This window comes from Paenibacillus sp. FSL P4-0113, assembly GCF_038009305.1.
Taxonomy (GTDB): domain Bacteria; phylum Bacillota; class Bacilli; order Paenibacillales; family Paenibacillaceae; genus Paenibacillus; species Paenibacillus polymyxa_D.
The window spans coordinates 3869972-3896798 of the sequence record NZ_JBBPAZ010000001.1 but is presented as its reverse complement, the minus strand read 5'-3'; the positions used below and the strand labels follow the sequence as shown (position 1 = coordinate 3896798).

Annotated in this window: 18 protein-coding genes; 10 read left to right on the top strand and 8 right to left on the bottom strand. The window is 45.4% G+C overall.

The window, feature by feature from the left end; translation table 11 throughout:
• Nucleotides 1-226: 226 nt before the first annotated feature.
• The 6 genes from MKX46_RS16770 to MKX46_RS16745 all read left to right on the top strand — a co-directional run bounded on the left by MKX46_RS16770 (nucleotide 227) and on the right by MKX46_RS16745 (nucleotide 10186).
• Nucleotides 227-1786 (top strand): response regulator transcription factor, encoded by a 1560-nt coding sequence (locus MKX46_RS16770; protein WP_069010156.1) that lies wholly within the window; start codon nucleotides 227-229, stop codon nucleotides 1784-1786.
• Nucleotides 1787-1824: 38 nt separating this feature from the next.
• The gene (locus MKX46_RS16765) at nucleotides 1825-3639 is read left to right on the top strand and encodes a cache domain-containing sensor histidine kinase (protein WP_341071508.1); all 1815 of its coding nucleotides are present in this window, start codon (nucleotides 1825-1827) and stop codon (nucleotides 3637-3639) included.
• A gap of 340 nt (nucleotides 3640-3979) precedes the next feature.
• Nucleotides 3980-5269, top strand: a complete 1290-nt coding sequence (locus tag MKX46_RS16760; protein ID WP_029516911.1) for an ABC transporter substrate-binding protein — start codon at nucleotides 3980-3982, stop codon at nucleotides 5267-5269.
• 101 nt (nucleotides 5270-5370) lie between these two features.
• Nucleotides 5371-6267 (top strand): carbohydrate ABC transporter permease, encoded by an 897-nt coding sequence (locus MKX46_RS16755; protein ID WP_013308301.1) that lies wholly within the window; start codon nucleotides 5371-5373, stop codon nucleotides 6265-6267.
• Nucleotides 6264-7088: a carbohydrate ABC transporter permease gene (locus tag MKX46_RS16750; RefSeq protein WP_013308300.1), complete on the top strand. Its 825-nt coding sequence runs from the start codon at nucleotides 6264-6266 to the stop codon at nucleotides 7086-7088. The genes MKX46_RS16755 and MKX46_RS16750 overlap by 4 nt, the downstream gene beginning before the upstream one ends.
• A 53-nt stretch (nucleotides 7089-7141) precedes the next feature.
• Nucleotides 7142-10186, top strand: coding sequence for a glycoside hydrolase family 2 TIM barrel-domain containing protein (locus MKX46_RS16745; protein ID WP_341071506.1), 3045 nt, complete (start codon nucleotides 7142-7144; stop codon nucleotides 10184-10186).
• Nucleotides 10187-10367: 181 nt separating this feature from the next.
• Here MKX46_RS16745 and MKX46_RS16740 read toward each other — a convergent pair whose 3' ends face one another.
• From MKX46_RS16740 to MKX46_RS16730, 3 genes are all read right to left on the bottom strand, one after another.
• The gene (locus MKX46_RS16740; RefSeq protein WP_069010160.1) at nucleotides 10368-11186 is read right to left on the bottom strand and encodes an alpha/beta fold hydrolase; all 819 of its coding nucleotides are present in this window, start codon (nucleotides 11184-11186) and stop codon (nucleotides 10368-10370) included.
• A 229-nt stretch (nucleotides 11187-11415) separates the two neighbouring features.
• Nucleotides 11416-12354, bottom strand: a complete 939-nt coding sequence (locus tag MKX46_RS16735) for a YwqG family protein (protein ID WP_341071505.1) — start codon at nucleotides 12352-12354, stop codon at nucleotides 11416-11418.
• Between the two features lie 153 nt (nucleotides 12355-12507).
• Entirely contained in the window at nucleotides 12508-13401 is an 894-nt protein-coding gene (locus MKX46_RS16730) for an AraC family transcriptional regulator (RefSeq protein ID WP_029516915.1), read from the bottom strand.
• Nucleotides 13402-13531: 130 nt separating this feature from the next.
• Here MKX46_RS16730 and MKX46_RS16725 point away from each other — a divergent pair, with 130 nt between their 5' ends.
• Nucleotides 13532-15790, top strand: coding sequence for a glycoside hydrolase family 127 protein (locus MKX46_RS16725; RefSeq protein WP_029516916.1), 2259 nt, complete (start codon nucleotides 13532-13534; stop codon nucleotides 15788-15790).
• Between the two features lie 160 nt (nucleotides 15791-15950).
• Here the strand turns inward: MKX46_RS16725 and MKX46_RS16720 are convergent, their stop codons facing one another.
• The gene (locus MKX46_RS16720; protein ID WP_049816965.1) at nucleotides 15951-17099 is read right to left on the bottom strand and encodes an RDD family protein; all 1149 of its coding nucleotides are present in this window, start codon (nucleotides 17097-17099) and stop codon (nucleotides 15951-15953) included.
• Nucleotides 17083-17949 (bottom strand): LysR family transcriptional regulator, encoded by an 867-nt coding sequence (locus MKX46_RS16715; protein WP_049816966.1) that lies wholly within the window; start codon nucleotides 17947-17949, stop codon nucleotides 17083-17085. Before MKX46_RS16715 ends, MKX46_RS16720 begins: the two co-directional genes overlap by 17 nt.
• A 135-nt stretch (nucleotides 17950-18084) precedes the next feature.
• On the opposite strand from MKX46_RS16715, the gene MKX46_RS16710 reads away from it, so the two are divergent.
• A complete protein-coding gene (locus tag MKX46_RS16710) occupies nucleotides 18085-19074 on the top strand; it encodes a zinc-binding dehydrogenase (protein ID WP_340931173.1) in 990 nt (329 codons plus the stop codon).
• 88 nt (nucleotides 19075-19162) lie between these two features.
• On the opposite strand, the gene MKX46_RS16705 is transcribed toward MKX46_RS16710, so the two are convergent.
• From MKX46_RS16705 to MKX46_RS16695, 3 genes are all read right to left on the bottom strand, one after another.
• Nucleotides 19163-20554 carry an MATE family efflux transporter gene (locus MKX46_RS16705; RefSeq protein WP_069010166.1) on the bottom strand — a complete coding sequence of 464 codons (1392 nt, stop codon included), beginning with the start codon at nucleotides 20552-20554 and terminating at the stop codon, nucleotides 19163-19165.
• A gap of 275 nt (nucleotides 20555-20829) precedes the next feature.
• Nucleotides 20830-22200 (bottom strand): MFS transporter, encoded by a 1371-nt coding sequence (locus MKX46_RS16700; RefSeq protein WP_029516920.1) that lies wholly within the window; start codon nucleotides 22198-22200, stop codon nucleotides 20830-20832.
• Nucleotides 22201-22227: 27 nt separating this feature from the next.
• Nucleotides 22228-24171: a glycoside hydrolase family 127 protein gene (locus tag MKX46_RS16695; protein WP_341071504.1), complete on the bottom strand. Its 1944-nt coding sequence runs from the start codon at nucleotides 24169-24171 to the stop codon at nucleotides 22228-22230.
• A gap of 193 nt (nucleotides 24172-24364) precedes the next feature.
• Here MKX46_RS16695 and MKX46_RS16690 point away from each other — a divergent pair, with 193 nt between their 5' ends.
• Nucleotides 24365-25240, top strand: coding sequence for a helix-turn-helix transcriptional regulator (locus MKX46_RS16690; protein ID WP_341071503.1), 876 nt, complete (start codon nucleotides 24365-24367; stop codon nucleotides 25238-25240).
• 110 nt (nucleotides 25241-25350) lie between these two features.
• Complete coding sequence (locus tag MKX46_RS16685) at nucleotides 25351-26748, top strand: phytase (RefSeq protein ID WP_341071502.1); 1398 nt, start codon at nucleotides 25351-25353, stop codon at nucleotides 26746-26748.
• The last annotated feature ends 79 nt before the right edge of the window (nucleotides 26749-26827 follow it).

Here is a 26827-nt window from a genome sequence, read left to right as displayed (position 1 = left end):
TCTCGGCTGCCTTTTTTGTGTTTTATATGCCATTCGGACTATTTTTTTTGGAATCCCCGTGTGGTTTATGTTAGCATGTAAAGGTTAAATGCTTTAGATTCAAGCTAAGTTGGAAGCGTTATCAAATATGTGCCTCAGATGATATGACGTCCACGTGATGGAGGTCTTTTTTGAATCAGGATTTTTGCAAAATCCTCGAATAGGTATAATTACGGAGAGTGCTGCCATGAATGAGCTATGCAACATTTTGATTGTGGATGATGAGATATTGGTACGGCAAGGAATTAAACACCATTTATCGTGGGAACAGTATGGATTTCGAATTGTAGGTGAAGCTTCTAACGGGAAAGAAGCATTGGAGCTGATTGAAACCTTGCGCCCTCATATTGTCATTACAGATATCGTAATGCCGATCATGGATGGCGAGGAGCTGACGCGCATAGTCAGACAGAACTATCCAGATATCGAAGTCATTGTACTTAGCAGTTACGGCGAGTTTAATTACGTGCGATCCACCTTTCAGCAAGGGGTTGCTGACTATATTTTAAAGCCTAAGCTAGACACGGATGAGTTGCTCCAAGTGCTCCAGAGAACCGCTCGCAAAATTCCATCCATTCAATATCAAGCAGATGCCGGGAATAGTCAAATTACGATAGATCATGTGATCGAAAAGCTGATCTCCGGGTATAGCATGGACTATGACGCCGAGCTGCTGAAGCAAGCATTTCCTTATGCCCGTTTTGCGCTCATAGGTATAGAACAGCTGGCACAGCAGGATAAAGGGCGCTCCATCTCTGCCTCGGACCTATTTTCCAAGCTTACAGATCGAGTATCCTCTGCCTGTGAGTACATCGTACTGCGACAACTGCCATCTGATGGCTATGCGGCTGTGTTTTTAGCCAATCTTGATCCACGGGAAGTAGACGCCTGGATGGCTGCGGTTAGGGAAGTTGCTCAGGAGACAAAGCGAGTCGATCCACAGACAGGCTGGGCAGTTAGCCATTTATTTGATGAGTTCAATCAGATTAGTGACGTCTATCAGGATGAACTGCCAAAACTGCTGAGTTACCGCTTTTATTTCCCAGGAACAGCGCTGCTCATAGAAGACGAACTTCCTCAGCCTGTACAGGTGAACAGCTCGTTCAACTTAAAACAGTTTACAGAAGAGATGAAGCGTGAGCATTTTGATACAGCCTTTCAGGATTTGAGATCCTATGTAGCCGCCATGTCCGGTAACTATACCTCTACCGCTTTTGAATTCAAATCGCTTCTCGGAAATATCGTGTTCAACATTACGATTTTGCTCGGGAATCAGGGGTATGATATGAAGGAGCTGGATGCGGCGAAATATTCCTATTTCAAAACAATTAATGATGCCCCTCATGTACATGAAGCCGTGCGCCTTCTGGAGACTTTTTTGGAGGAAGCGAACAGACAGATCATGGCTAAAACACAGCAAGGAAGTAGCGCAAGCATGAAAAAACTGCTGGAGTATATTGAGGAGCATCATGCTGAAACGCTCAATTTGACGACACTTGGGCAATATTTTCACTTTAACCCTTCCTACTTGTCCAGTTATTTTACGGCACATCATACAGAAGGTTTTAGCGAGTATCTGAACAAAATTCGGGTTGAAAAAGCCGCGGAGTTACTACGGTCGGGGACGATGTCCATTTCGGATATTAGCAGCACGGTAGGCTATTCGGACCCCAGCTATTTTACCAAAGTGTTCAAAAAGGTGAAGGGTTGCTCGCCCAGTCAGTACCGCCGGGAGCATCTCTATTAGGGAGTAAGCCACATCTGCCAGTAGAAAAGAGATTGCATATGAAAAGATATATCCATAAGATCAAATATCAAGGTCTGTTCTTCAAAATCTTTATTGTTATGGTGGTCAGCATCACTGCGGTGTCCTTGCTGACCTCTTTGGTGACGATTCGAATGTCTGAACGACTTTTTGCGGAGACATTCAGTATTACAAATGCCAAGGTACTCAGCCAGATTCAATCCAGCTTTGAATCCTTCAATGATTCCATCGTGAATGCCGTAACCCATGCTTCGGAAAATGGAACGGTCAAGAACTATCTGACTGGCGGTCAATCTGACTCGATTAACTCGGCGAGGACTTACTTCGGAATGGCACAGCAAATGAAGCAAATTAAATCGAACGTCGATGCCTATGATGTTGGTGTCGCTGTAACTGGTCTGAACGGTCGGAGCTTTTACTCTGACTCATCCTATTGGCCTGTAACTGCGGAAGAGCTTAAAAGCAGTGCGATTACAGCCCAAAGTGTAGCACGACCGGCACAGCTTATGTATCAATTGGATACTGAATTATTTCAGCAACAAATGAATACCACCGCGCAAAAGCCAACACCCTATATCATCGCCTCCAAACCATTTATGGAGCGGACCAGTGGCACCCTGTACGGCATGATCTACATCGCTATCCGAGAGCCTGAATTTCGCCGTTTCTACAACAATTTCACGAGCAACGGCAATGATGTGCTTATTTTGGACAAGTCGGGATTAATTGTATCAAGCAACCGCCAGGACCTGATCGGACAACGCTCCAGTGAGCTGCTAGGCTATGCCACAAAAATCAATGAACAGGGATTGAACTACATTAATGCGGATGTGATGAATAAGGAGAGTATCCTCCTTTCCAACTATATCCCTTCATTTGATTTTTATCTGGTGAACATGATCGACAGACAAGCCGCGATTGGGCAAATTATTGACGTTAAATCCGTTGTCTGGATCTGCATTGCCATCGTACTGATTGCTTTGGTGATCGTTTTTCTGATATCCCGTCGACTAATTCGTTCCCTGACTCGACTGGTGAAGCAAATGTCGACCATACGTGAGAAAAATTTTGATAATTATATCCCGGTAACAGGCAGCTATGAGGTTAGACAATTAAGTCATGCTTACAACTACATGTTGGATGAACTAAATGACTATATCCGTAAGCTTTTAGAGACGCAAAAAGGCCAACGAAACGCAGAGCTTGCTGCACTACAACGGCAGATCAATCCGCATTTTCTGTACAATACACTGGCTTCGATCAAAATGCTGGTACTCAAAGGAAACAAGGAAACAGCCGCCGAAACGATCAATGCGCTCATTTCCTTACTGCAAAATACAATCAGCAATGTGAGCGAAACAATCACCATTGAGCAGGAAATGGCCAACATGCAAAATTACGTGTTCATTAACCATGTTCGCTACGGGCAACGGGTACAAGTGAATTATTTTGTATCACCCGATTGTCTGGAGTACCATGTGCCCAAGCTCATCATTCAGCCTTTTATCGAAAACTCCTTTTTCCATGCGTTTAATGAAAAAAATGTAGGCCACATCTATATATTGGTGTCCAAAACGGAGGATACATTGATCTGTGAGGTGGTCGATGATGGAGACGGTATGGATTTGGACGGGCATACAGCGCAAGACGGACTACCAAATCCCAAGAGCAAGCGCCAACTGTTCACAGGCATCGGCATCCAGAATGTGCACAACCGCATTACCCTTTTATATGGAGAAGAATACGGCGTGACCATCTCCAGTAAAAAAGGCGAGGGCACCAAAGTAAGAATGACCCTACCACTGATCGTAAAACCAGCCCCTCCTACCCCATAAAAAAATAGGCTGAACTAAACAAAGAAGGTGGAACAAGAACGGAGTGGGCGGAATGGTGTTGTACAAGCAACAGCGGTGGGAAGCACCATCCGGCCGCGCAGTGGCGCTTCGTGAACAACTTTAGTTCAACCTAAAAAAAATACCTAAACCAAAATAAAATACAAATGTAAGCGGTACCTTTTTTCATAAATCATAATAATAAGACCAATCCGTATAAAGATATTCCTAACACCGACAAAGTATGGATGGTACACTAGATTTATAAATAAGGTAACCGCTTTCATTCAAGAGATTTAGAACTGGCAAGCAACATATAAAAAAAGAGTAGGGGTTGAACAAAATGAAAAAAATGACTTTCCTTCTGCTGATTGCAAGCTTGATCTTGCTATCCGCATGCTCCAGCAATTCCGAGAAAGCAGCTACAACCACAGATTCAGGCAAAAAAGAAATCACCGTCTGGGCTTGGGACCCGAATTTTAATATCGCAGCCCTGAAGCTGGCAAAAGATCGCTACGTTGCCAAACACCCAGATGTAACCGTAAACATTGTTGAATATGCTCAAAACGATATCGTACAAAAAATGAATGCCGGCCTTAACTCCGGATCTACTAAAGGATTGCCGAACGTGGTTCTGATCGAGGATTATCGGGCACAGAACTTCCTGCAAGCCTATCCCGATTCTTTCCATGATATGAGCAGCACGATCAAAGCATCCGACTTCGCTGATTATAAAATTGGACCGACTAGCTACAATGGCAAGCAGTACGGTGTTCCATTCGACTCCGGTGTTATGGGACTGTATGTAAGAACGGACTATCTGGAACAAGCCGGATACAAAGTAGCGGACCTAACCAATATTGATTGGGACAAATTTATTGAAATTGGTAAAGCTGTAAAACAAAAAACAGGCAAAGAAATGCTGACTCAAGATCCGAATGACCTCGGTCTGATCCGCGGTATGATCCAAACCGCAGGTTCATGGTACCTGAAAGAAGACGGTAAAACACCAAACCTGGCTGGTAATCCAGCTCTGAAAGAAGCTCTCTTGACGTACAAATCCTTGTTCGACGCTAACATTGTTAAAATGAATGCCGACTGGAGTCAGTTCTTGGCCGCATTCAACAGCGGTGCAGTTGCTTCCGTACCTACAGGTAACTGGATTACACCTTCGATCAAAGCAGAAGCTTCGCAATCCGGTAAATGGGCTGTTGTTCCTTTCCCTAAGCTGAAAAATATACCTGAATCCGTGAATGCTTCCAGCCTCGGCGGCAGCTCCTGGTATGTCCTTAACTCGGACGGTCAAGATACCGCTGCTGATTTCCTGAAAGAAACATTCGGAACAGATACAGAGCTGTATCAAGATATGCTGAGCAAAATTGGAATTGTCGGTTCATTGAACGCAGCTTCCAGCGGTAAAGCTTATGACGTGGAGGATCCGTACTTCGGAGGCGACAAAGTATATAAGAAATTTGCAGAATGGACTAAACAAGTTCCAAAAGTCAATTATGGTCTGCACACGTATGCCATTGAGGATATCATGACCGTTGAAATTCAAAACTATCTGAACGGAAAAGATGTAGACGCAGTTCTGAAAGATGCTCAAGGACAAGCGGAAGCACAGCTTAAATAAGACAGTCCATCTAGCCAAGGCTAAATAATAAAACGAAAAGCACTTAAAACCTTGGGCTTGCGAGTTCAAGGTTTTATTGCTGCACAGGGAGTTGACATGGTATGAAGACAGCCGCGCCCAAAATAACTACAACACGTCTCAAAGCAGGTATGACAGGATGGTTGTTCATATCCATCGCAGTGATCATGATCGCCGCTTTTTATTTCTATCCGATGATTCAGGCGCTTATCTTGTCCTTTAAGACAGGTACAGGGTCTAATCTGAGCTTTAACGGCATTGATAACTACAAGCGACTCTTCACCGATAAAATGTTTATAACCGCCGTGAAGAATACGTTTATCTATTTAATTTTCCAGGTGCCTTTGATGGTCATTCTGGCTCTGTTCATTTCGGTATTGTTGAATGATAAAAACCTGAAATTCAAGGGCTTTTTCCGCACCGCTATCTTCTTGCCGTGTATCACATCCCTTGTAGCCTATTCCGTTGTCTTCAAGTACCTGTTCTCGTCCGACGGTCTGGTAAACTCCTTATTGCTGAATCTGCACGTGATTGGCACGCCCATCCAATGGATTACAGATCCTTTCTGGGCCAAGGTTACGATTATTATCGCGATCACATGGCGCTGGACTGGTTATAATATGATCTTTTACCTGTCCGGTCTTCAGAACATTGACAGTTCCATCTACGAAGCGGCCCGTATTGACGGAGCTTCCCCGATCCGACAGTTCTTCAGCATTACGGTTCCACTGCTTAAGCCGATTATCCTGTTCACTTCGATTACATCAACGATTGGTACACTCCAACTCTTCGATGAAATTATGAATATTACCAAAGGTGGGCCAGGGAACGCGACATCTTCAATTTCGCAATATATTTACAATCTGTCCTTCAAGTATTCATCCGACTTTGGTTATGCGGCGACCGTATCTTATTCCATCGTCATTATGATCATTATCTTGTCGATTATCCAGTTCAAAGTGGCAGGTGAGAAAAAATGATGAAAACAAAAAGAGCATTTACGTACGCCTTTCTGATCCTTGTGTCGTTCGTTTCGATTTTCCCGTTCCTGTGGATGCTATCCAGCGCCACGAACCTGTCGGTCGATGTGACCAAGGGCAAGCTGCTGCCTGGCTCCCATCTGATGGATAACATGCACAATTTGCTTGAAAAAGTGGACATCGTTACCGCACTCAGTAACTCTGCAAAAGTCTCCATCTCAACTACGCTGCTGGCTATGCTAATCGCGTCATTGGCTGGTTATGGCTTTGAAATTTACAGAAGTAAAGCGAAAGACGTTGTCTTCAATATCCTGCTGATGTCTATGATGATTCCGTTTGCGGCGATCATGATCCCGCTCTACCGGATGTTCGGCAGCATTTCTAATGTCATACCGTGGATCGGTATTGATACGCTCTCTTCTGTCGTCATTCCGACCGTAACTACGGCGTTCCTGATCTTCTTTTTCCGTCAAAGCACCAAGATGTTTCCCAAAGATCTACTGGAGGCAGGTCGTATGGATGGATTGTCCGAGCTGGGTCTGTTCTTCCGGGTATACATGCCTACAATGAAAACAACCTATGCCGCTGCCGCGATCATCACATTCATGTCCAGTTGGAACAACTACCTCTGGCCTCTGATTGTGCTGCAAACGCCGGAAAATCAAACGATTCCGCTGTTGATCTCGAACCTCGGCTCCAGCTATGCACCGGATTACGGTGTCATCATGATCGCCATTGTCCTGTCCACACTTCCGACTGCACTGGTATTTTTCCTGATGCAGAAACACTTTGTAGCGGGCATGGTGGGTTCGGTAAAATAACAGATTTCTGTGTACGTTCTTCATTTCAATTTTAAAAATAAGGAGTGTTCGCCTTGACCATCCAACCCCCTAGTCTGGACTGGCTGACCGACGTAACCAAATTTGCTGTACATCGGCTGCCCGCCTATTCCGATCACAAATATTACGCTACGCTTCAGGAAGCGGAGCAGCAAGCTGATATGGCTTGGCGCCATAGCCTGAATGGGAGCTGGAAATTTAACTATGCAACGAATCCAGCCAGTCGTCCAGTAGAGTTCTATGCGCCTGGCTTTGAGTACGGCGGCTGGAGCGATATTCAGGTACCGGGTCACATTCAGACGCAAGGCTTTGGCCAAATGCAGTACGTGAACACGATGTATCCATGGGACGGACATTCGGACGTTCGCCCACCCCATATTCCGGAGGATCACAACCCGGTCGGGAGCTATATCAAAAGCTTTGTTTTACCGGAAAATATGGCTTCCGACGCGCAGCCTGTGTTCATTTCTTTCCAAGGTGTTGAGTCGGCTTTCTATGTATGGTTGAACGGACAATTTGTCGGTTATAGCGAGGACAGCTTTACACCATCTGATTTTGAACTGACACCGTTCCTGCAAGCAGGCGAAAACAAGCTGGCGGTAGAGGTTTATCAAAGAAGTACGGGGGCGTGGCTGGAGGATCAGGACTTTTGGCGTTTTTCCGGTATTTTCAGAGAGGTGTACCTCTATACCATCCCTACGCTTCACGTACGTGACCTGCATGCCAAGGCAGATCTGGATGCTTCCTACACGCAGGGCCTTCTGGAACTGAAATTGACCTTGGAAAAGCCGGCAACGGCCTATGCAACTGTCGATGTGAAAGATGCTACCGGTCATGTTGTAGCTTCTTTGAAAGCTGACTTTACGGATGGCACGGCTTCACTGTCAGCAACCTTGGAGCAAGTGCAGCGGTGGAGCGCGGAAAAACCCTATTTGTACACGTTGTTCATTCAAATTTATGATGCCAGTGGATCGCTCGTGGAAGTCATTCCACAAAAAATCGGCTTCCGTAAATTTGAGCTGATCAACAAGGTCATGCATTTGAACGGCAAACGTATCGTCTTTAAAGGTGTGAACCGCCATGAATTTAACGCTCGCACCGGACGTGCCATTTCCCGTGAAGATATGCTGTGGGATATTCGGACGCTCAAGCAGAATAATATGAACGCTGTCCGCACCTCTCATTATCCAAACCAGACTCTGTGGTATGAGCTATGCGATGAGTACGGAGTCTATGTAATTGATGAAATGAACTTGGAAACACACGGTTCCTGGCAAAAACTCGGTGCCGTCGAGCCATCGTGGAATATTCCTGCCAATCTGCCTGAGTGGCAAGATATCATCATGGATCGCGCCATTTCCATGCTGGAACGGGACAAAAACCACGCGTCCATTCTGATCTGGTCCTGCGGCAATGAGTCGTATGCAGGCGAAGTGCTGCGCAATGTAGCTAACTATTTCCGAACCACCGATCCGAGCCGTCTAGTGCATTACGAAGGCGTGTTTCATAACCGTACGTACGATGATACTAGCGATATGGAGAGCCGGATGTACGCCAAGCCTGCAGATATCGAGCAATACTTAAACGATAATCCACAAAAGCCGTATATCAGTTGCGAATATATGCATGCGATGGGCAATTCCGTAGGCGGCATGCACAAGTATACCGAGCTGGAAAACAAATACGAGCTATATCAGGGCGGTTTTATTTGGGATTATATTGATCAGGCTGTTATGAAAAAAGATCGCTATGGACGCGAGTACCTCGCGATCGGCGGCGACTTTGACGACCGTGCTACAGACTATGGCTTCTGTACGGACGGAATTGTCTATGCAGATCGGAAGGTTTCGCCGAAGATGCAGGAGGTCAAATTCCTGTATCAAAATCTGAAGCTCACCCCGGATCGCAGCGGTGTAACCATTCGCAATGAAAACCTGTTCGAAGGAACGGGGGACTACGAGCTTGTATACAGCCTGCTGCATGAGGGCCAAGAGATCGCACGTAATGCCATTCATGTGGATGTGGCGGCTCAGACCGAAGCGTATATTCCACTGACGTTCCCAAGCACAGACGAGAAGCCCGGTGAGTACGTCATTCACACCGCTCTGGTTTTGAAGGAAGCGACGCTCTGGGCTGAGGCTGGACACGAAGTGGCCTTCGGACAGCATATTTTCATCGTGGAAGATCCAAATCCGCTGCAGCTCCCTACGGTCGGTGCCTTACGAGTGGTGCATGGCGATGTAAATATTGGCGTTCACGGTGCAGATTTCAGTATCATGTTCTCCAAAGGAGCAGGTAGCCTGACTTCACTTCGCTACGCCGGACGTGAGATGATCGCTACACCTCCTGCTCCATTGTTCTGGCGGGCGACCACAGACAATGATCGGGGAACCGCACTGGGCTTTGAAGCCGGTGGCTGGTTCGCTGCAAGTCTGACACGTAAATGCGTGGGCATCGAGGTCACGGAAGAGCAGACAGACCGTGTAACTGTTGCATTCCGCTACACGCTGAGCATTCATACGGACGCACAGGTAACGGTAGCCTACACCGTCTTGGCAGATGGCAGTCTGAACGTAAAATCGACTTATGAAGGCGTCTCAGGACTGCCTAACCTGCCGATCTTTGCCCTTTCGTTCAAGGTTCCGGCAGACTACCGCCATCTGGACTGGTACGCGATGGGACCGGAAGAGAATTACATCGACCGTGCCTTTGGCGCGAGACTAGGCGTATTCCGCAACGAAGCTGCGGATAACGTATCCGGGTATGTCGTGCCGCAGGAATCCGGCAATCGTACAGGCGTGCGCCGTGTCGATATTACTGATGATTCCCAGCGGGGCATTCGCATTACTGCACCTGCTACCGCACCAGTGGAATGCAACATTTCGCCGTATACAGCGTTCGAGTTGGAAAGTGCATACCATCTGTATGAGCTGCCCAACGTGTACTATACCGTTGTCACCGTAGCTGGCAAGCAAATGGGCGTAGGCGGCGACGATAGCTGGGGAGCCCCGGTACATGAAGAATACCAAATTACAGCCGATCAAATGCTGGAATTCGAGTTCACCGTGCAGCGGATATAAATAAACTCCCCGTATAGGCAAGTATATATAACAAAAGCCCTTCCGCTGCTTCCCTGATGGAAAGCCAGAAGGGCCTTTGCATTTTATCATTCCAATCATACTGTCAGCAGAAAATAAAGTCCTAGGTTGTCGTTGTTTCATTGAATCAACGTTTCCCGTTAGTTCATGGATTAATATACAACTAAAATCCAAACTCTGTTACTCTTTCAAGCCACTCACGCATAAGTGACTCAAATAATAGAGCCTGTTCAATCTGAAGATTATGCCCTGCTCGATCTAAAACGGCGAAGGTTGCTCTAGGATAATTATCTAAAATTCTAAAAGCATCTATGTAACCAACGACTGCATCTTGTCGCCCAAGAGTAAATACTGTTGGTTTATCAAAAACTAATTTATCTATATTGGTGGAAAACCCATAGTTTCTTTGAATCTTGCTAAGAAAACCGTAGTCAGCGATCTTACAACCTGCCACTATCTCTTCAGAATACCTTTTCCAATTATATTCATTGAGAACGACTTGATTTGCGCTAAAATCACTTATTTGCTCTTCACTTAAGGTGCCCATAAACTCGCGATCACAATGAACAACAAAATGCTCGGGCAGTATTCTTCTTTTGTGTTCAGGAATAATTAATGGACAAATCAGAGCAGCTCCACCAATACGATCTTTATGTCTATTAATTATTCCCCTTGTAATATATCCACCGTACGATTCGCCTGCTATGAGATAATCCTCGTTTGGGACAAGAGTTTCAATAAAATTTATAACTGCTTCTAGCATATCATCTGAATTACATATTTGATCGTAATCCTTTGTTTGTCCCATTCCAGGCAGGTCAAGATAGATACGACGCCAATCGGAATTACCTTCAAATATCGGTTCCATGCACCCACTCATTAACCGATGGTCTGGTGTAAAACCATGAATCATTATAATCGGTTTGCCTTTACCAATTTCCTCGTAATATATATTGGCATTCTTGACTTTACAATATGGCATACAGACCCTCCAAAATTGAGTTATTTATAAAATTCTTACACCAAAGAAGAATCTACATTGTTTTATCAAAAAAAACAGATCTCCGGTTCGTTTTGATTATATACTCATATATAACACATGTAAAGAACGCTTGTTCCCTTTTCTTATTTCTAGAGTTAAACTAACCTGCCCGTGAGCTGAATGAAGCAACGTCCGTCTAATACTTTATTTTCCCAGTCTAGAACTTTAGCTAGCTCGTAGCCAGATTGACATACGTTCGCGTGAAATCAAGGTTCTTCAAGTCCCTTTGATCTATAAAAAACTCCAAATACCCCGCGTCCCACCAGCACATACCAACCTCGTCCAAAGAAGAGACCGAGAGCAGAACATGCCAATTTTCCGAAGCCTGATCGTGCTTTTCCCGATTCGTTTGATATTCTTGTAGCTGAGGCAGCACTTCGGATCGTAAACGCTCCGCATAATCCGTACTCCCCCTATGCGTAGCTTGCTCGATTTCCTTATGAATCTGACTCTCACTCTTATGCCAGTTAAACAGAAGACCCTCAAGCCCGTTTCGGCGTAGATAAGCATCCCGCCGGGTGTTCCCTGCAAAAGATTGATGCTGACCCCACAACGTGTCACTTTGTTCACATACAAGCTCATACAGCTCTTCGTACTGATCTACAAGAATATCTCCTAGCTCACCCTCCGACCGAATGGTAATAATCGGCTGAAAGGAAATCGCATAGGCGGTGAAATCTCGTTGCTCTGCCGAAACCTCTACGCACCCAGCGGGCGGTAATGTTTTCTGCAAAGCGCTGCTGTCACCGTTATAGTAAAAGATTTTATGGTCAATATCATAGGCGGGCTCATCCAGCCCAAGAAAAAAGTATAGTATGCCCTGATGAGGCAATCCCTCAAATGGTGAAAAAGGCAGCTCACTCAAATTAATTTGAGCAATAAACGTATAATATTCCCCGTCTAAATTACAAGGCCACTCTATCGTGGGTGGCAGATCTGGATAGCCGGCGATCCGACTATTTCCAATGTGTTCGTAGTTTTCCTCATGCTCCACATGAAATTGTATAGCAGATTGAGCTTCCTGATGAATCTCTTCTTTTAAATCTTCATCCAGTGAATACCCTTCCAGTATTCGAGTCAGTTCATCCTTTAATGGTGGTTGTAGCATCTCGCTCGCCCCTTTTTCATCAAGTAATAACATAGCCTGCAACCATTTAAACCCTTCCCTCAGATTACCATATTAAGTGATTCCGTCAATTGACCAAATACTGCACCAGTTGCCCCCTATGGACGGTCGCACCCAACTTTTAGTAGAAATGCACTAGACATTGTTCATAAATGTTTTGTGATAGGCATTCCGGTATTGGGAAGGAGTCATGTGGGCTCTCTTTTTGAACAAACGCATAAAATACTTCTCATCGGTATATCCGGCCTCTTCGGCAACCTGCTTAATGCTCATATCTGTACGGGAAATCAACTCTTTGGCTTTGTTGATACGAATACTGTGAATGAACTCCAAGGGGCGCATACCTGTGTTTTGCTTGAACAAACGAGAGATATAATCCTTGTTATAATTGAATTTTCGAGCTAAATCCGTCACGGTCAGCGGCTCTTCGGCATGAATTCGGGTCCACTCAATAATTTTGTTAAAACTCACATTCCCCTGTGAATGAGCAGGATTGGAAAGCAAGCGGCTAAGCGCCAGTTCTGATATCTCGATCAGCAGCGAGGTGAACAAATAATTGGCACTGTGATACGTAAGATAATGTGAGTTGGCTACATGCAAAATCTGATTGACGATAATATGAATCCGATCCCCGTTGTCTGCCTGTACACATTGCGGTAAATAGATATCCCGCATCTTGCCATGACGCTGCAAAAGTCCATTCATAGCACTTGTTTCCTGCTTCATTTCCTCATTAGATAGTACATTCGGGGTCGCGGGAACATCGAAATGAAACCAATAAAATTTTACACCCGGCAACGATTCCCGGTATCCTTTATGCGTACGACCGGGGTAAAGCAATAGAATATCTCCCTCGCCTACTTCAAAATCCTCCCGTTCCTCTCGTATATATACCGTCTCTTGGACACCCAGGATCAGCTCAAAATTATCAATGGAGCGACTCATATGCTTCCAAGGCACCTCGGAAACAAACTCGCCTGCGGAGATCAGTTGGATTGGAGCATCTACATTTACTTTTAGATAGGTCATGTTATCGCCTCTTTAGATTCATGTTCGGATTTGTCCACCCATTGTATGGTTAAGCTACTGACATACCGCGATTCCAATGCTAATGTAGTGGAGAAATATACACTTTCATCTTAGCTAAGGAGCGATGATTTTGAAAGCTAAAGCTTTTGACTTGCATAAAGTAAGAATTGATTCCGGCCCACTTTTACATGCGATGGAACTGAATACGGCCTACCTGCTGAGCTTGGAACCCGACCGTTTATTATCGCGCTTTCGTGAATATGCGGGACTGGAGCCCAAAGCGGCTCACTATGAAGGCTGGGAAGCGCGTGGCATCAGCGGACATACACTCGGTCACTACCTGTCCGGCTGTGCACTGATGTTTGCCTCCACAGGCGACGAAAGACTGTTGGAACGCGTGAACTATGTAGTCGACGAACTGGAGATATGCCAAAACAGTCATGGAAACGGATACATTTCCGGCATTCCACGTGGGAAAGAGATTTTTGAGGAAGTAAAAGCCGGAGATATCCGCTCCCAGGGCTTTGATCTGAACGGTGGCTGGGTGCCGCTATATACCATGCACAAACTTTTTGCGGGCTTGCGTGATGCCCATCTGCTGGCGCATCATCCCAAGGCCCTGTCTATAGAAATCAAACTCGGCAACTGGCTGGAGGATGTACTTCAAGGACTGGACGATGATCAGGTGCAGCAGGTGCTGCATTGCGAGTTTGGCGGTATGAACGAGGTGCTGACCGATCTGGCGGAACATTCGGGAGAAGAACGCTTTTTGAGTCTGGCGGAACGCTTTTATCACGGAGAGGTGTTAAATGATCTCGCAGATAGCCAAGATACGTTGGCAGGGCGACATGCCAATACGCAAATCCCCAAAATCATTGGCGCTGCACGGCAATTTGAAATGACGGGGAAACCGCAATATGCGGACCTATCTCGCTTTTTCTGGGATCGGGTGGTTCACAAGCATTCCTACGTGATCGGCGGCAATAGTTATAATGAACATTTCGGTGAACCTGGCAAGCTGAATGACCGTTTGGGCGAAGGTACCTGTGAAACTTGTAACACCTACAATATGCTGAAATTAACAAGACATATGTTCGAGTGGGACGCCTATGCAGCCTATGCCGACTACTATGAACGAGCGATGTTCAATCATATTCTAGCTTCACAGCAGCCTGTAGATGGACGTGTGTGCTATTTTGTATCGCTGGAAATGGGAGGACACAAGTCCTTTAATTCTCAATATGAGGATTTCACATGCTGTGTCGGGTCCGGTATGGAAAGTCACTCCATGTACGGCACTGCAATTTATTTTCACACGCCAGAAGCGATCTATGTCAATCAATATGTCCCTTCTACTGTGACATGGGACGAGATGGGCGTACAGCTCAAACAAGACACTCTCTTTCCGCAAAATGGACGGGGAACGCTGCGCGTTATCAGCAAGCAGCCCAAATCCTTCGCAATCAAGCTAAGATGCCCGCACTGGGCGGAGCAAGGGATGCTGATTAAAATCAACGGGGAAGAGCACGTCACAGAGGCCTGTCCTACCAGCTACGTTGTAATGGAACGGGAATGGAGCAATGGGGATACGATCGAGTACGATATTCCTATGACCGTGAGAGTCGAGGAAATGCCGGATAATCCACACCGAATTGCTTTTATGTACGGCCCGCTTGTACTGGCTGGGGACCTTGGCCCTGTTGAACAGGAGTCCAACGAGGAACGTCTGCTTGCGTCTGTTCTGATCGGATCGACCGATTCCCTGACAACGAAGCTGATTGCTGACGGGAACGAGCCTAATACATTCCATATGACCGACTTAGGCTATATCGGAGACTTGCAGCTTCGTCCGTTTTATCAGATGTATGATCGTTCATATACCGTCTATTGGGATCTCTTTTCCAAGGACGAATGGACAGCAACCGAGGCAGAATATCGTACCGCGTTAGCGTATCAGCTAGAGCTGGAACGACTTACAGTGGACGTTGTGCAGCCTGCCGAAATGCAGCCTGAACGGGATCATGCCTTTACTGGAGAGCATGTAGGTCTAGGGTCCATCTATAACCGCAAATATCGCGATACCTGGCCTGGGGGCTGGTTCTCTTTTGTCATGAAGGTGCTTCCGGATGAGCCTGTCCAATTGGCGGTTACTTATTTGAAGGACTTGAGCCGTCCCCATAGTGACTTTGACATCACTGCGGATGGCCTGATTTTAGGGGAAGGCAAGCTGGAGTCTGAGGAAATGAATAAATTCGAAACGTTCGTCTATGAGCTTCCTCTATCTGTGACGAACCACAAGAATGAAGTTACGATTCAATTCAAGGCCCATCCACAAGGCAAAGTGGCGAAAGTAGCTGGATTACGAGTGATTAGACACTCTATTGTATGATCAAATTATCTATATAAATCTACTATTCCGCCTACTGCGTTTTGATGTTCGTTTTTTAAAGGAAGTTTATAAAACAACAAGCAGACGCTTCTATAAGCTGTCTGCTTGTTCCACTTACTTCCTTATAACTTCGATTCATCGTCATTGCTTCATGTTCACTTCACAGCATGTTCATTTCGCGGAAACTGTCTCTAATCTTGCGCAGCTCTTGCTGTGCTCGACCATAGCGGGAAGCGTAGGTCCAAGCAAGCACTTGATGATAATGCGAAGGTGTTTCAATCGTGGTCACGTTATACATGGCCAGATTCCCATCTATTTTTCCTTTTAGGGTAAACTCAATGGCAGGATATCCGTTCACCACCATATCTGAAGCGGTCCCCAATTCAGGGTCCGTAATTCCTGACACCAAATGATCCTCAATGATTCCTTTATATTCTTGAAGAGTCATACTGCTGTCAAAATCGCTTTTCGGTTCAGACAATACAATCAGATATCTTTCGGTAAATTCATTTTTAATGGCGATGTCCGCATCCTCATTAATCCTATTATCTCGTGACCAATTCCAGGGAGCCGTAACCGCAAACTGGCTATCCTTACTGGTAAATACCTCAGGCTTCATGATTTGCGTAATGAGCATAGAAATTAAAGATACAGCAAAAACCATTGAAATGATCGTCGTCAGGATGATTGCTCCTGCAATAATCCCGGTTTTCTTTCTGCCCACCTTTCCCAAATCCCTTACCTTAACCACATATGTATTCGCAGCCATATCTCCAATCCGTTGTTTCCGAGGTGTCACCAGCACACATATACCGGCGGGCAGTCCCATGAAAAGCAGCGGATTCGTATCCACCAGATGTATGAGAGTGCGGATCAAGGATTTAACCATGCCTGGCGGCCTTCCTTCTCCATTCACAACCTGAATACGAAGTACAAACTTGCCCAGCGTATAGCCTGTAAGTCCTTCCAGTAACAGATAATAGCAGAAGGAGCCGATCAGGAAGAGCATCACTACCATACCCATATTTGGGGTTTCCGCTTCAGCTACTTTTTCCGCTGTAAAATATACCAGCCCTCCGTACCCAAAGACGATAAGAATGAAGTCAATCATCCAAGCCGCCCATCTTCTGAAAAAAATAGAGGCACCGTATGTTTCTGATAATACTGCCATCTTATCCGGTTCTCGTCGCTGATAACCGCCATTCCTCACAAATTCTCCCGGAGCTACTGTAGATGGATTTTTCAATAAATTAGGTTCTTCCAAATGATACACCCCTGATGTCAATTTAATCCTAGTTAAGTATAGCATCCTTTTTCATCCAATGGAGCAAGCCTGACAGTGCACTGGAGTAAACCGAATCCCGCCGATGAACAAACCACACCTCTAATTTACGATATTCCTCAGGTAAACGATGAGAAGCAATACTTCCCGCCTCCTCTGCCTTTGCAATCGACGATTGTGGCAACATGGACACTCCCAAACCAGAGGCTACTCCACCCAAAATGACTTCCAAGGTTCCGAATTCCATAATCTGATACGCATCCACACCTGCATCGCTCAGAAAACTTTCCGCTCTTGCCCGATGTGTGCAGCCTACATCGAAGAACAGCATAGGCTTGGCAAGCAACTTGCTCATATCACTTTCTCCCGGTTCCGAAATAAGCACCAACTCCTCTTCAAACGCCGCAACATGCTCTATATGCGGATCATCGACGGGGCCATAGACGAACGCTCCATCTAATTCGTAATTTAATACCTTTTGTACGAGATCATGGGTGCTGCCTGTCATAAGCGATAGATGGACATCAGGATATTGAGCGTGATATTCCATCAATAAAGAGGTCAGATGCGTAACCGCCGCCGTCTCAATCGAGCCCAGTCGCAAAGGTCCCGCGGGCTGGTCTGAATATTGAGTGGACTTTACAGCCTCGTCCAGCAAGGTCAGTATGGTATCCGCATATTTCAGCAGATTCTCTCCTGCTGGCGTTAACGTCATTCCCCGGTTAGATCGGCGAAATAGCGGTACGTTCAATTGTGCCTCAAGCTGCTGAATCCGCGAAGTCACATTGGACTGTACATAATTCAAAACTTGCGCAGCCTTCGTGATACTGCCCTCGCGAGCGACGGCCCGAAAAATTTTCAAATCACTGCTTTCCATGTATACGTCACCTGCTTGGTATGATCATTTGTGATACTCACGTTCGATTTTGTTCATTTTACCGGATGCTTGCCGCTCTGTACAATTCAATATATATGCAATTGCATCTAAATTCGCACCACGGGAGGTTTTAAAATGAAAGCCGTGATACATGCCAGCAAAAACGGCCCTGAGGGTCTGATGTATACAGACGTTACGGACAGACAGCCAGGGAACGATGAGGTGAGGGTAAAACTCAAAGCCGCAGGCTTGAACCATCGGGACTTATTCCTCATGGCAGATCGAGCTGCCAACGATGCTCCACTCATTCTCGGATCCGATGGAGCAGGTGTGATCGAGGCTGTGGGTGCTGGCGTCCCAACCTCGCTGGTAGGCACCGATGTAATGATCAATCCATGTATCGGATGGGAGAATACGCATCATGTTCCCTTAGTTCCAGCCATTCTGGGCGGACCTTCGGACGGGACATTCGCTGAATCGGTTATCATCCCCGTCCAAAATGCCGTCAGCAAGCCAGCATACCTTTCATGGGAAGAAGCAGGGGTACTGCCTTTGTCTGCTTTGACCGCTTACCGCGCGCTCTTCACAAGAGGCCAATTACAGCAGAGTGAGCACGTCCTCATTCCCGGTATTGGCGGTGGTGTAGCCACGTATGCCATGCTTATGGCTTTAGCGGTAGGTGCACGGGTCAGCGCCACATCACGCAGCGAAGCAAAGAGGCAGGCTGCCCTCGCCCATGGCGCTAATCATGCATTCGACAGCCATAGCGGATGGAAAGAAAATATGAACGGAGACACCGTAGATCTGGTCCTTGACAGTATCGGTCCTGCTACGTTCGATAAATATTTGGATGTCCTCAAGCCAAACGGTCGGATTGTTACATTTGGCGCAAGCTCAGGAGATCAAGTAGAGATTCCACTGCGGTCTATATTTTTTCCTCAAATCAGTATCATCGGCACCTCTATGGGCAGTGGCGAGGAATTCGCAGCTATGCTTCAGTTCATGGAGCGCCATGCACTCCATCCGATTATAGATAGCGTATTTCCTCTACAAGACACAGCAAAAGCCTTCCACCGTATGCAGCAGGGAGCGCAGTTAGGCAATATAGGAATCAGGATAGAGTAAGGAGTCTGAACGAAGTATAGGAATGGAAAAAAATCCACTACCGTAAAATGCCTTCATCCAGAAGTCAATTTTATGGTAGTGGACCTATTTAGTCGATCAAACGATGCTGGACCCATTTGTTGCCCCGGAAGCGCCAAAGGAAAACGAGTCCCCGCACGCCCCATTCAATATCCATAGCCAACCAGACACCAACAATCCCCAAGTTGAACACAATGCCCAAAATATACCCGAGCACCACCCGACACAACCACATGGACAGCATTGAGGTGAGGGACGTAAATTTTGAATCACCTGCTGCCCTTAGTGCAGAGGGTGTGATAAAGGCAATGGACCAGAGCGGAATCTGGGCCAACGTATTAATCAGTATGACAACAAATATGTCATCTACGATTTCGGCAGGCGGATGAAACAGCCCCACCATCGGCTCAAACAAAGGCATCAGGATTAATCCCATTACAATAAACGAACAAGACGACAGCCAAATAAACGATTTGGTAAACTTGCGGGCATCCTCGACATTTCGACGTCCCATGCATTGACCGACCACGGTTACAATCGTAAGAGCCAAAGCATTCGCAGGGATTTGGAACACGTTAGCTAGGGATGAGCAAATGGCATTCGTCGCCAACGCATTGGTTCCCAGACTCACAATGAAAATTTGGGTTAAAATTTTCCCCCCATTAAAAAACATCTGCTCCGCTGCAAAGGGAAGCCCGATAAACAAAATCTTTTTAAGCATGGCCAGATTAAAGTAAAGCATATCTCTAAGCTGAACACGCAAGTCATCATCTACCCTGACCAAATAGATCAGCGCGCACACTGCTCCTGCATATCTGGACACATTGACGGCAATCGTCATGCCCAGCACACCCATATCCAATACATTAATGAATACCACATTGAGGAGCACGTACGAGAGGTTCATGATGAGAGAAAGAGCCAGCGATGCCCTCGTCTTCCCGATCCCCCTCAGCGCTCCACACACCGCCTCAACGATTGCAATCCCCACAAAAGACATACAACTTCCCAGTAGATATACCTTACCGTTAGCTAATACATCAGGCGAGGCGGAACCAAACAGAACACTCAAAATCGGATTGTACAACACGATCATAAACAAACTGATACATAAGGCCAGCAAGGAAACGGAGGAAATGGTACCGGATGCGGCTTTAGAAACCATGAGGTCGTTACCGCTCCCCTTATACTGTGCCACGACAACCGTTCCCCCGGTAGACACTGCGACAAACACATTAATCAGAAAAATATTCAAAGAATCAATCATATTTACGGCACTGACTGCCGCCATCCCCGACGAGCTAATCATGGCCGTGTTCACCAAATTAAGACCCACGATAAAAGCCTGATCAATCAGCAGCGGGATAAACAGCGCAATCATCTGTCGATAATCAATAGACTCTCCTGAAAAATGCTTATTCAGAAAGCCATGTGTTCTCATCCTTACACTCAGTTGACTCATATCATCACATTCTTTTTCTCAAATTGAAAAAAACCCTTCAACAGAAGAGCCTTCATGGCGAAAAAATGTATAAAGTTGCAAGGCTAGATGTGTCTAGTTCTTGATTCTGTACACTTTTCTCTACATAGAAGTATTGCTCCAAAAGAAAATCCTGTCAATGGTCTTGCTCACATTTGAATAGAAAATAACAGAAAAACCTGCTCAGCTCAGTGAACAGGTTTTGCAGCAGTATTATAATGCCTTAATATGTCATTAAAACCTTGTTAAAAGAATGTCTATGATCTTCTCGCAATCAAATCTTGTTGAATAGAAGCTTCATTCTTTTCGAATTTTTTATAAAAAAACATAGGAATGATCCCGATCAAGAAGATGATAAATGGCAGCCAGATAAAGCTGAACTGAATGCCAGACAACGCCGTAGGGGTTTGAACTTGCCCAGCGATGTAACCGGTGCTGCCCATAATCCATGCTGGCAATAATCCGCCAATTCCGCTACCCGCTTTAATACAGAATGCGCTTCCAATAGAGGTCAGGAAGCCACTTGCCCGAATACCATTTTTCCATTCCCCATAATCGACTGTATCTGACAACATCGCAAACGGCATAGAACATGCAAAGCCTGATCCTAACGCACCAATAATCCAGCCGATAATAATGAGAGTTAAGTCTGTACTTCCCATTAAAATCACGACTTGACCCAGCGCAGCTAATATCAATCCGATAATCATAATCGCATTTTTACTTAATTTTCTGGCAAAAAACGGAATCAGAACCATCGAGATCAACTGTAAGGAGGTCAGTCCATTGATTAAAGGTACTAAGTCCTTACTGTCCAGATTGTATTGCAGATAAAAGATGAGCGTTGCTGAACGAATATTCAAACCGATCCAGTAACACAAGTTGGCAGCTACAACGAGCATCCAGGGCCAGTTTCGTTTGATCGCTGTGAAGCTTTTGGCAATGGGAACGGACTTCGTTTTCACTGCTGCATTTTCTCGCAAATCGGCAAACGCTATGAAAAACATAATAATCGCCATGATTCCAAATAAAACAAGCGTTAAGGAAAATCCTTTTTGATCATTCCCCTGTCCAAAGAAAGCAACCAAAGGTAACGTAAACGTCGTGGCGATGAAGAAGCCCACATTCCCCCCTACCATGCGGAAGGAGTTCAAGACGACGCGTTCATTAGAATTGGTGCTCAGGTTAGGCAGAATAGACGTAATCGGCGTACTAATTCCTGTGTACAGGATGCCGGCTATGATATACGTAATGGCGGCATATGCAATTTTGCCCGACTCACTCCAATTGGGCGTCGTAAACGTAAGGACCATGAACACAGCGAACGGGATTGCTAACCATAGAAAATAGGGTCTGCTCTGGCCGTATTTTGACTTCGTTCGATCAATCAGGATGCCCCAAATCGGGGCATCAATAGCATCAATAAAACGGGTGATAAATAGTAATGTCCCGGCAATCCCGATAGAAAGACCGAATACATCTGTATAAAAATATAATAGATAACTGGAAATGACACAGTACAACAGATTGCCGGCCGTATCCGTTAATGAATAGCTGATTTTACGATGAAAAGGAACGGTACTGGTTGCCTTTTCCGGTGGTTCTGTACTCACAATTCTCGTACTCATGATCTTTCCTCTCCCCATGCGAATGAATTATGATTCATAAACCCATACACGCATTTCCCCTTTAGCCCGATTGCACCAGGCGTAGTAAGGAATGGCGGTAATTTGTTGAGGAACAAATTCAGGGGGCTCCGAGCTGTATAATGCATTCGAATTTTTTACCCGGTGTCCCTCTATGGTCAGCTTTACAATGCCACCCAGCAGGTTTCCGCTGAACTCTTCCGTAATAAGACTATCCTTCGTCAATCTTAATCCTGCCAAATTCGCTCCATTATCCACTTCTTCCAGGCAAAACACGACTGGTCCGCGTTGGAGAGCAATTTGCTGCTGGTTCATGGAGACCAGCGGATTGCTCCGAATGCGCTCAACTGGCATAGCCAAATGCAGAGTTACCACATCTCCGTCCTTCCAAGTACGCTGAATCTCGATATAGCCTTTTTCCAGACGATCTAATGATATGGTTTCCCCATTCACCTTTACCTCTGCCTGCTTGCACCACCCTGGAATTCGCAGTGCCCATTTAAAGGGAGTTGGCTCTGTTACATGGATCGAAAAGGTTAGATCCGCATCCCATGGATAATGATGAGTTTGTGTAATTTCAACCTCATGACCAGATAAAGTCATGTTCACCTTGCTGGCAATGTACAGATGCGTATACAACGTATCGTCCGTTTGGGTGTACATATTGTCCTCAACCGATGCAATCATTCGTGCCAAATTGGGCGGACAGCAGGCGCAGAAAAACCATTTTTGCCGTTCTGTTTTTACATGCTCTTGATCTTTTCTGGATTTTTGAAAGGGATTAACCTCCAACGGATTCACGTAGAAAAATCGTTTCCCGTCCAGGTCCATCCCACTAATCGTCCCGTTGTATAGCGCACGCTCCAGCACATCGGCATATTTCCGGTTCGGCGCTAAGCGCAACATACGATTGGCCCAAAAGGCCAGCCCTACAGAGGCGCAAGTCTCACAGTACATGCTGTCATTAGGAAGATCGTGATGGCAAGTGAACGCTTCCGCGTTTACAGTAGAACCGATCCCTGCGGTGATGTACATTTTGTGATTCGTTACATCATCCCACAGCGTTTCACAGGCTTGTAACAGGGAAGCATCTCCTGTTTTCGCAGCCAAGTCCGCCATCGCAATATACAGATACACCGCTCTTACCGCATGGCCGACTGCCTCTTTTTGTTCCCGCACAGGTTGGTGTGCTTGCTGGTATTCAAATCCTAAACCAAAATTAATGTTGTTCTCATCATTCCAGGTGGGCTCTGTTTGAATATGTTTTCTCTTTTCTTGTTCCTCTGCAAAGTAAATAGGATGCTGTCCCCGCTGTTCAATAAAATATTGCGCTAATTTGAGATATTGATCCTTTGCCGTTACGTCGTATAATTTGATCAAGGCCAACTCAATTTCTTCATGTCCCGGGTAGCCTTTCCGTTTCCCTTCTTCCGTACCAAAAATCTGCTGAATCAGGCCTACGTATTTCTCCATAATGTGAAGAAACTTCGTTTTGCCCGTCGTTTCATAATAAGCAACAGCCGCTTCTATAAAATGCCCTGCACAATACAGCTCATGGTTGTCTCTTAGGTTCGTCCAGCGATTATCGGGTTCCTTAAGCAGATAGTACGTATTCAGATACCCATCCTCAGCTTGAGCTCTTCCCAACAATTCAATCACTTCATCAGCCCGCTCCTCAAGCACAGAATTCGGATGATCCCTTAAGCTAAAGGCAACTGTCTCCAGCCATTTGGCAAGATCACTGTCCTGGAAAACGGTTCCATAATACTCCCCACTGGATTCTCCGGCTGCAATCCTAAAGTTTTCAATCGCATGACTGGGTTCTGTATCTGGTAATTCATCATTTAATGCTTTCCACTGATAAGGAATAACCTCTTCCGCCACAACCTGCTTATACTTTTTCCAAAATAAATCATCAACGATGACATGCTTAACTGGCTTTGCCGTTTTCATTGGATAAACATCCCTTCCTGAAAATAGAACGCTTTCATTTTTTGAAAAATAAGGATAAAGTATTGATAATATCGTACAAGCTAACCTGAGTTCCCCTTGCTACAGTCCTTATTTTATCAACCTGAATTTATAAAAAAAATCGCGATCTTTAACTAAAACTTATACGATTTCACACACAAAGGAGCTGGCTTCCATGAGCAAAACAGACTTTCTATCATTCCTTGTCCCTCCGCTGCCTTATTTCATTGAGGGGAATTTTACTACATATCAAAAAGGAGATTGGCATCCAAATAGGTATAATCTGGGTTATTTTGACGTAATAATCATTAAAGAAGGGTTGCTGCACATTGGCGAAGAGGACAAAGTGTGGAAGGTAACTGAAAATTACGCTCTCATTCTTGAACCGGATAAACATCATTTTCCCATTGAGGCATGTACAGAACAAACCTCCTTTTACTGGTTCCATTTTCAAACCAATAGCATGTGGTGCGCACAATCCTCGTCCAATCCTATTATACCCAGCACTCCCATTCCCGAGCTGCATTTTCATTCAGAACATACGACCATTCATTTGCCTAAAATTCAAAAAGTGGTGAATCCACATGAGCTATTTTCGAAATTAGACTATTTACTAGCCTCTACTTTAAAACCTAGAAAACTGGCACTATGGGAGGCCCAACAGACGTTTGTGAATGTTTTCCAGAGTTTGGAGTATGATCAGAATAATAAAGACAGCTCCTCTAAGTTGGCGGAACAGATCGAAATATACCTAAAACAGAATTACAAGAATACGATCACCAATAAGGATTTGGAAGCCCATTTTCACGTACATCAGAATTATCTTGCTAGATGTATGAAAGTCGCCTTCCAGCGCACACCGCTTGAGTATTTAATGGATTATCGCCTGGATCAAGGACGCAGTCTTTTGCTGCAAACTGACTGGTCTGTCCAACAAATTACGGAGGAAACGGGATTCTCCCAAGCAAGCTATTTCTCCAAATGCTTTAAAGAAAAATTCGGAATGTCTCCAAAGAATTATAGACAACAATACTGGAAACCAGTTCATTGAATGCTTACACCTCCTTTACACTCTCTTTACATTTTCATTGTATCCTTTTGATATTCTCGCTTTATACTGAGTCGGTTATATCATTTTCACTTCAGCAAAGGGGCATACATATGAAGTCAACTAAACTCGCATTATTAGCCATGTTAACAGGGGTTCTGGTATCACCAGAACTGACCCATGCGGCAGACATTCAGCCATCCGGGTATGCATCACTACGAACACAGGCAGATAAAATGGGGGCGACTATTACATGGGACAGTGATGACCAGTCTGTTTTGGTCAAGCTGAAAAATGGCATTGTCGGAACCTTTACAGTGGGTGAGAAGCAATATCGTCTAGCTGGACTAAGCGGAAAAGCGGACCGGGAAATTAAGATGATGAATGGAAATGTATATCTTCCTACAAAACTTCTTACAGCGCTTGAAGCAGAGAACAGCAAATATGCAGATCCTAAGGACGCAGTCCCCACCTATAAAGTGATCCCTTCTGCTGAAACAGAAGCTGTGGAGGATGGAGAAGACGCAGCCGACGACCCTGCCATCTGGCTCAACCCGGCCGATCCAGAGAAAAGTAGAATTTTAGCAACCAATAAAGGCGGCGGGATTTTAGTCTATGATCTGGAAGGCAAGCAACTGCAAAACATGAAGGTTGGAAAAATGAATAACGTGGATCTTCGTTACGGTTTCACCTTGGGCGGAAAAAAAATAGATATCGCAGGGGCGACCAATCGAACCAACAACACGATCGATATCTTTGCCATTGACGGTGCATCAGGAAAGCTGACCAACGTGGTTGGCAAACCTATTAAAGCATCTATGAAAGAAGTATACGGATTCAGCCTATACCATAGCCTCAAGACAGATAAATTTTACGCGCTCGTTTTGGGCAAAGAGGGTGAATTTGAACAATATGAGCTGACTGATGACGGAAGCGGCAAAATTGCAGGTAAGCTTGTCCGCCAGTTCAAGCTGAGTACGCAATCTGAAGGCATGGTTGCTGATGATGAATATGGCACGGTCTACATCGCTGAAGAGGATTACGCTATTTGGAAGTATAGTGCCGAGCCAGACGGTTCAACCGAGCCACTGCGACGTGTGGATATTGCAGATGGGCGCAGACTTCACGATGACATAGAGGGACTTACATTGTATTACGGTAAAGATGGCAAAGGGTATCTCATGGCCTCCAGCCAAGGAAACAGCAGCTATGCGATCTATGAACGACAAGGCGACAATGCATATATAAGCAACTTTACGATCAGTGCGAGCCCTACCATTGACGGTACGTCTGTCACAGACGGTATTGATGTGCTTGGCTACGGATTAGGCAAGAATTTCCCTCATGGCATCTTCGTTGCACAAGATGACGAAAATCTTCAAAATGGGAAAAAGTTGAATCAGAATTTTAAAATGGTACCCTGGGAGCGAATCGCTACGGGAGCCCCTACCCCGCTAACGATAGACGATGGCATTAACCCACGTGAACTGGTAAACAGAAGCACGCAGTAATGCCTATCGGGGAAATCAACTCAACATTCCGACTCTATTCATAAAAAAGAGGTGTTCCAAAAGCCATAAAACGGCTACT

Excerpts from the sequence above, each read along its gene's own strand:
- MKX46_RS16770 (WP_069010156.1), top strand. The coding sequence starts at position 227 with ATGAATGAGCTATGCAACATTTTGATTGTGGATGATGAGATATTGGTA.
- MKX46_RS16765 (WP_341071508.1), top strand. The coding sequence starts at position 1,825 with ATGAAAAGATATATCCATAAGATCAAATATCAAGGTCTGTTCTTCAAA.
- MKX46_RS16760 (WP_029516911.1), top strand. The coding sequence starts at position 3,980 with ATGAAAAAAATGACTTTCCTTCTGCTGATTGCAAGCTTGATCTTGCTA.
- MKX46_RS16755 (WP_013308301.1), top strand. The coding sequence starts at position 5,371 with ATGAAGACAGCCGCGCCCAAAATAACTACAACACGTCTCAAAGCAGGT.
- MKX46_RS16750 (WP_013308300.1), top strand. The coding sequence starts at position 6,264 with ATGATGAAAACAAAAAGAGCATTTACGTACGCCTTTCTGATCCTTGTG.
- MKX46_RS16740 (WP_069010160.1), bottom strand. The coding sequence starts at position 11,186 with ATGCCATATTGTAAAGTCAAGAATGCCAATATATATTACGAGGAAATT.
- MKX46_RS16735 (WP_341071505.1), bottom strand. The coding sequence starts at position 12,354 with ATGCTACAACCACCATTAAAGGATGAACTGACTCGAATACTGGAAGGG.
- MKX46_RS16730 (WP_029516915.1), bottom strand. The coding sequence starts at position 13,401 with ATGACCTATCTAAAAGTAAATGTAGATGCTCCAATCCAACTGATCTCC.
- MKX46_RS16720 (WP_049816965.1), bottom strand. The coding sequence starts at position 17,099 with ATGCTATACTTAACTAGGATTAAATTGACATCAGGGGTGTATCATTTG.
- MKX46_RS16715 (WP_049816966.1), bottom strand. The coding sequence starts at position 17,949 with ATGGAAAGCAGTGATTTGAAAATTTTTCGGGCCGTCGCTCGCGAGGGC.
- MKX46_RS16710 (WP_340931173.1), top strand. The coding sequence starts at position 18,085 with ATGAAAGCCGTGATACATGCCAGCAAAAACGGCCCTGAGGGTCTGATG.
- MKX46_RS16705 (WP_069010166.1), bottom strand. The coding sequence starts at position 20,554 with ATGAGTCAACTGAGTGTAAGGATGAGAACACATGGCTTTCTGAATAAG.
- MKX46_RS16700 (WP_029516920.1), bottom strand. The coding sequence starts at position 22,200 with ATGAGTACGAGAATTGTGAGTACAGAACCACCGGAAAAGGCAACCAGT.
- MKX46_RS16695 (WP_341071504.1), bottom strand. The coding sequence starts at position 24,171 with ATGAAAACGGCAAAGCCAGTTAAGCATGTCATCGTTGATGATTTATTT.
- MKX46_RS16690 (WP_341071503.1), top strand. The coding sequence starts at position 24,365 with ATGAGCAAAACAGACTTTCTATCATTCCTTGTCCCTCCGCTGCCTTAT.
- MKX46_RS16685 (WP_341071502.1), top strand. The coding sequence starts at position 25,351 with ATGAAGTCAACTAAACTCGCATTATTAGCCATGTTAACAGGGGTTCTG.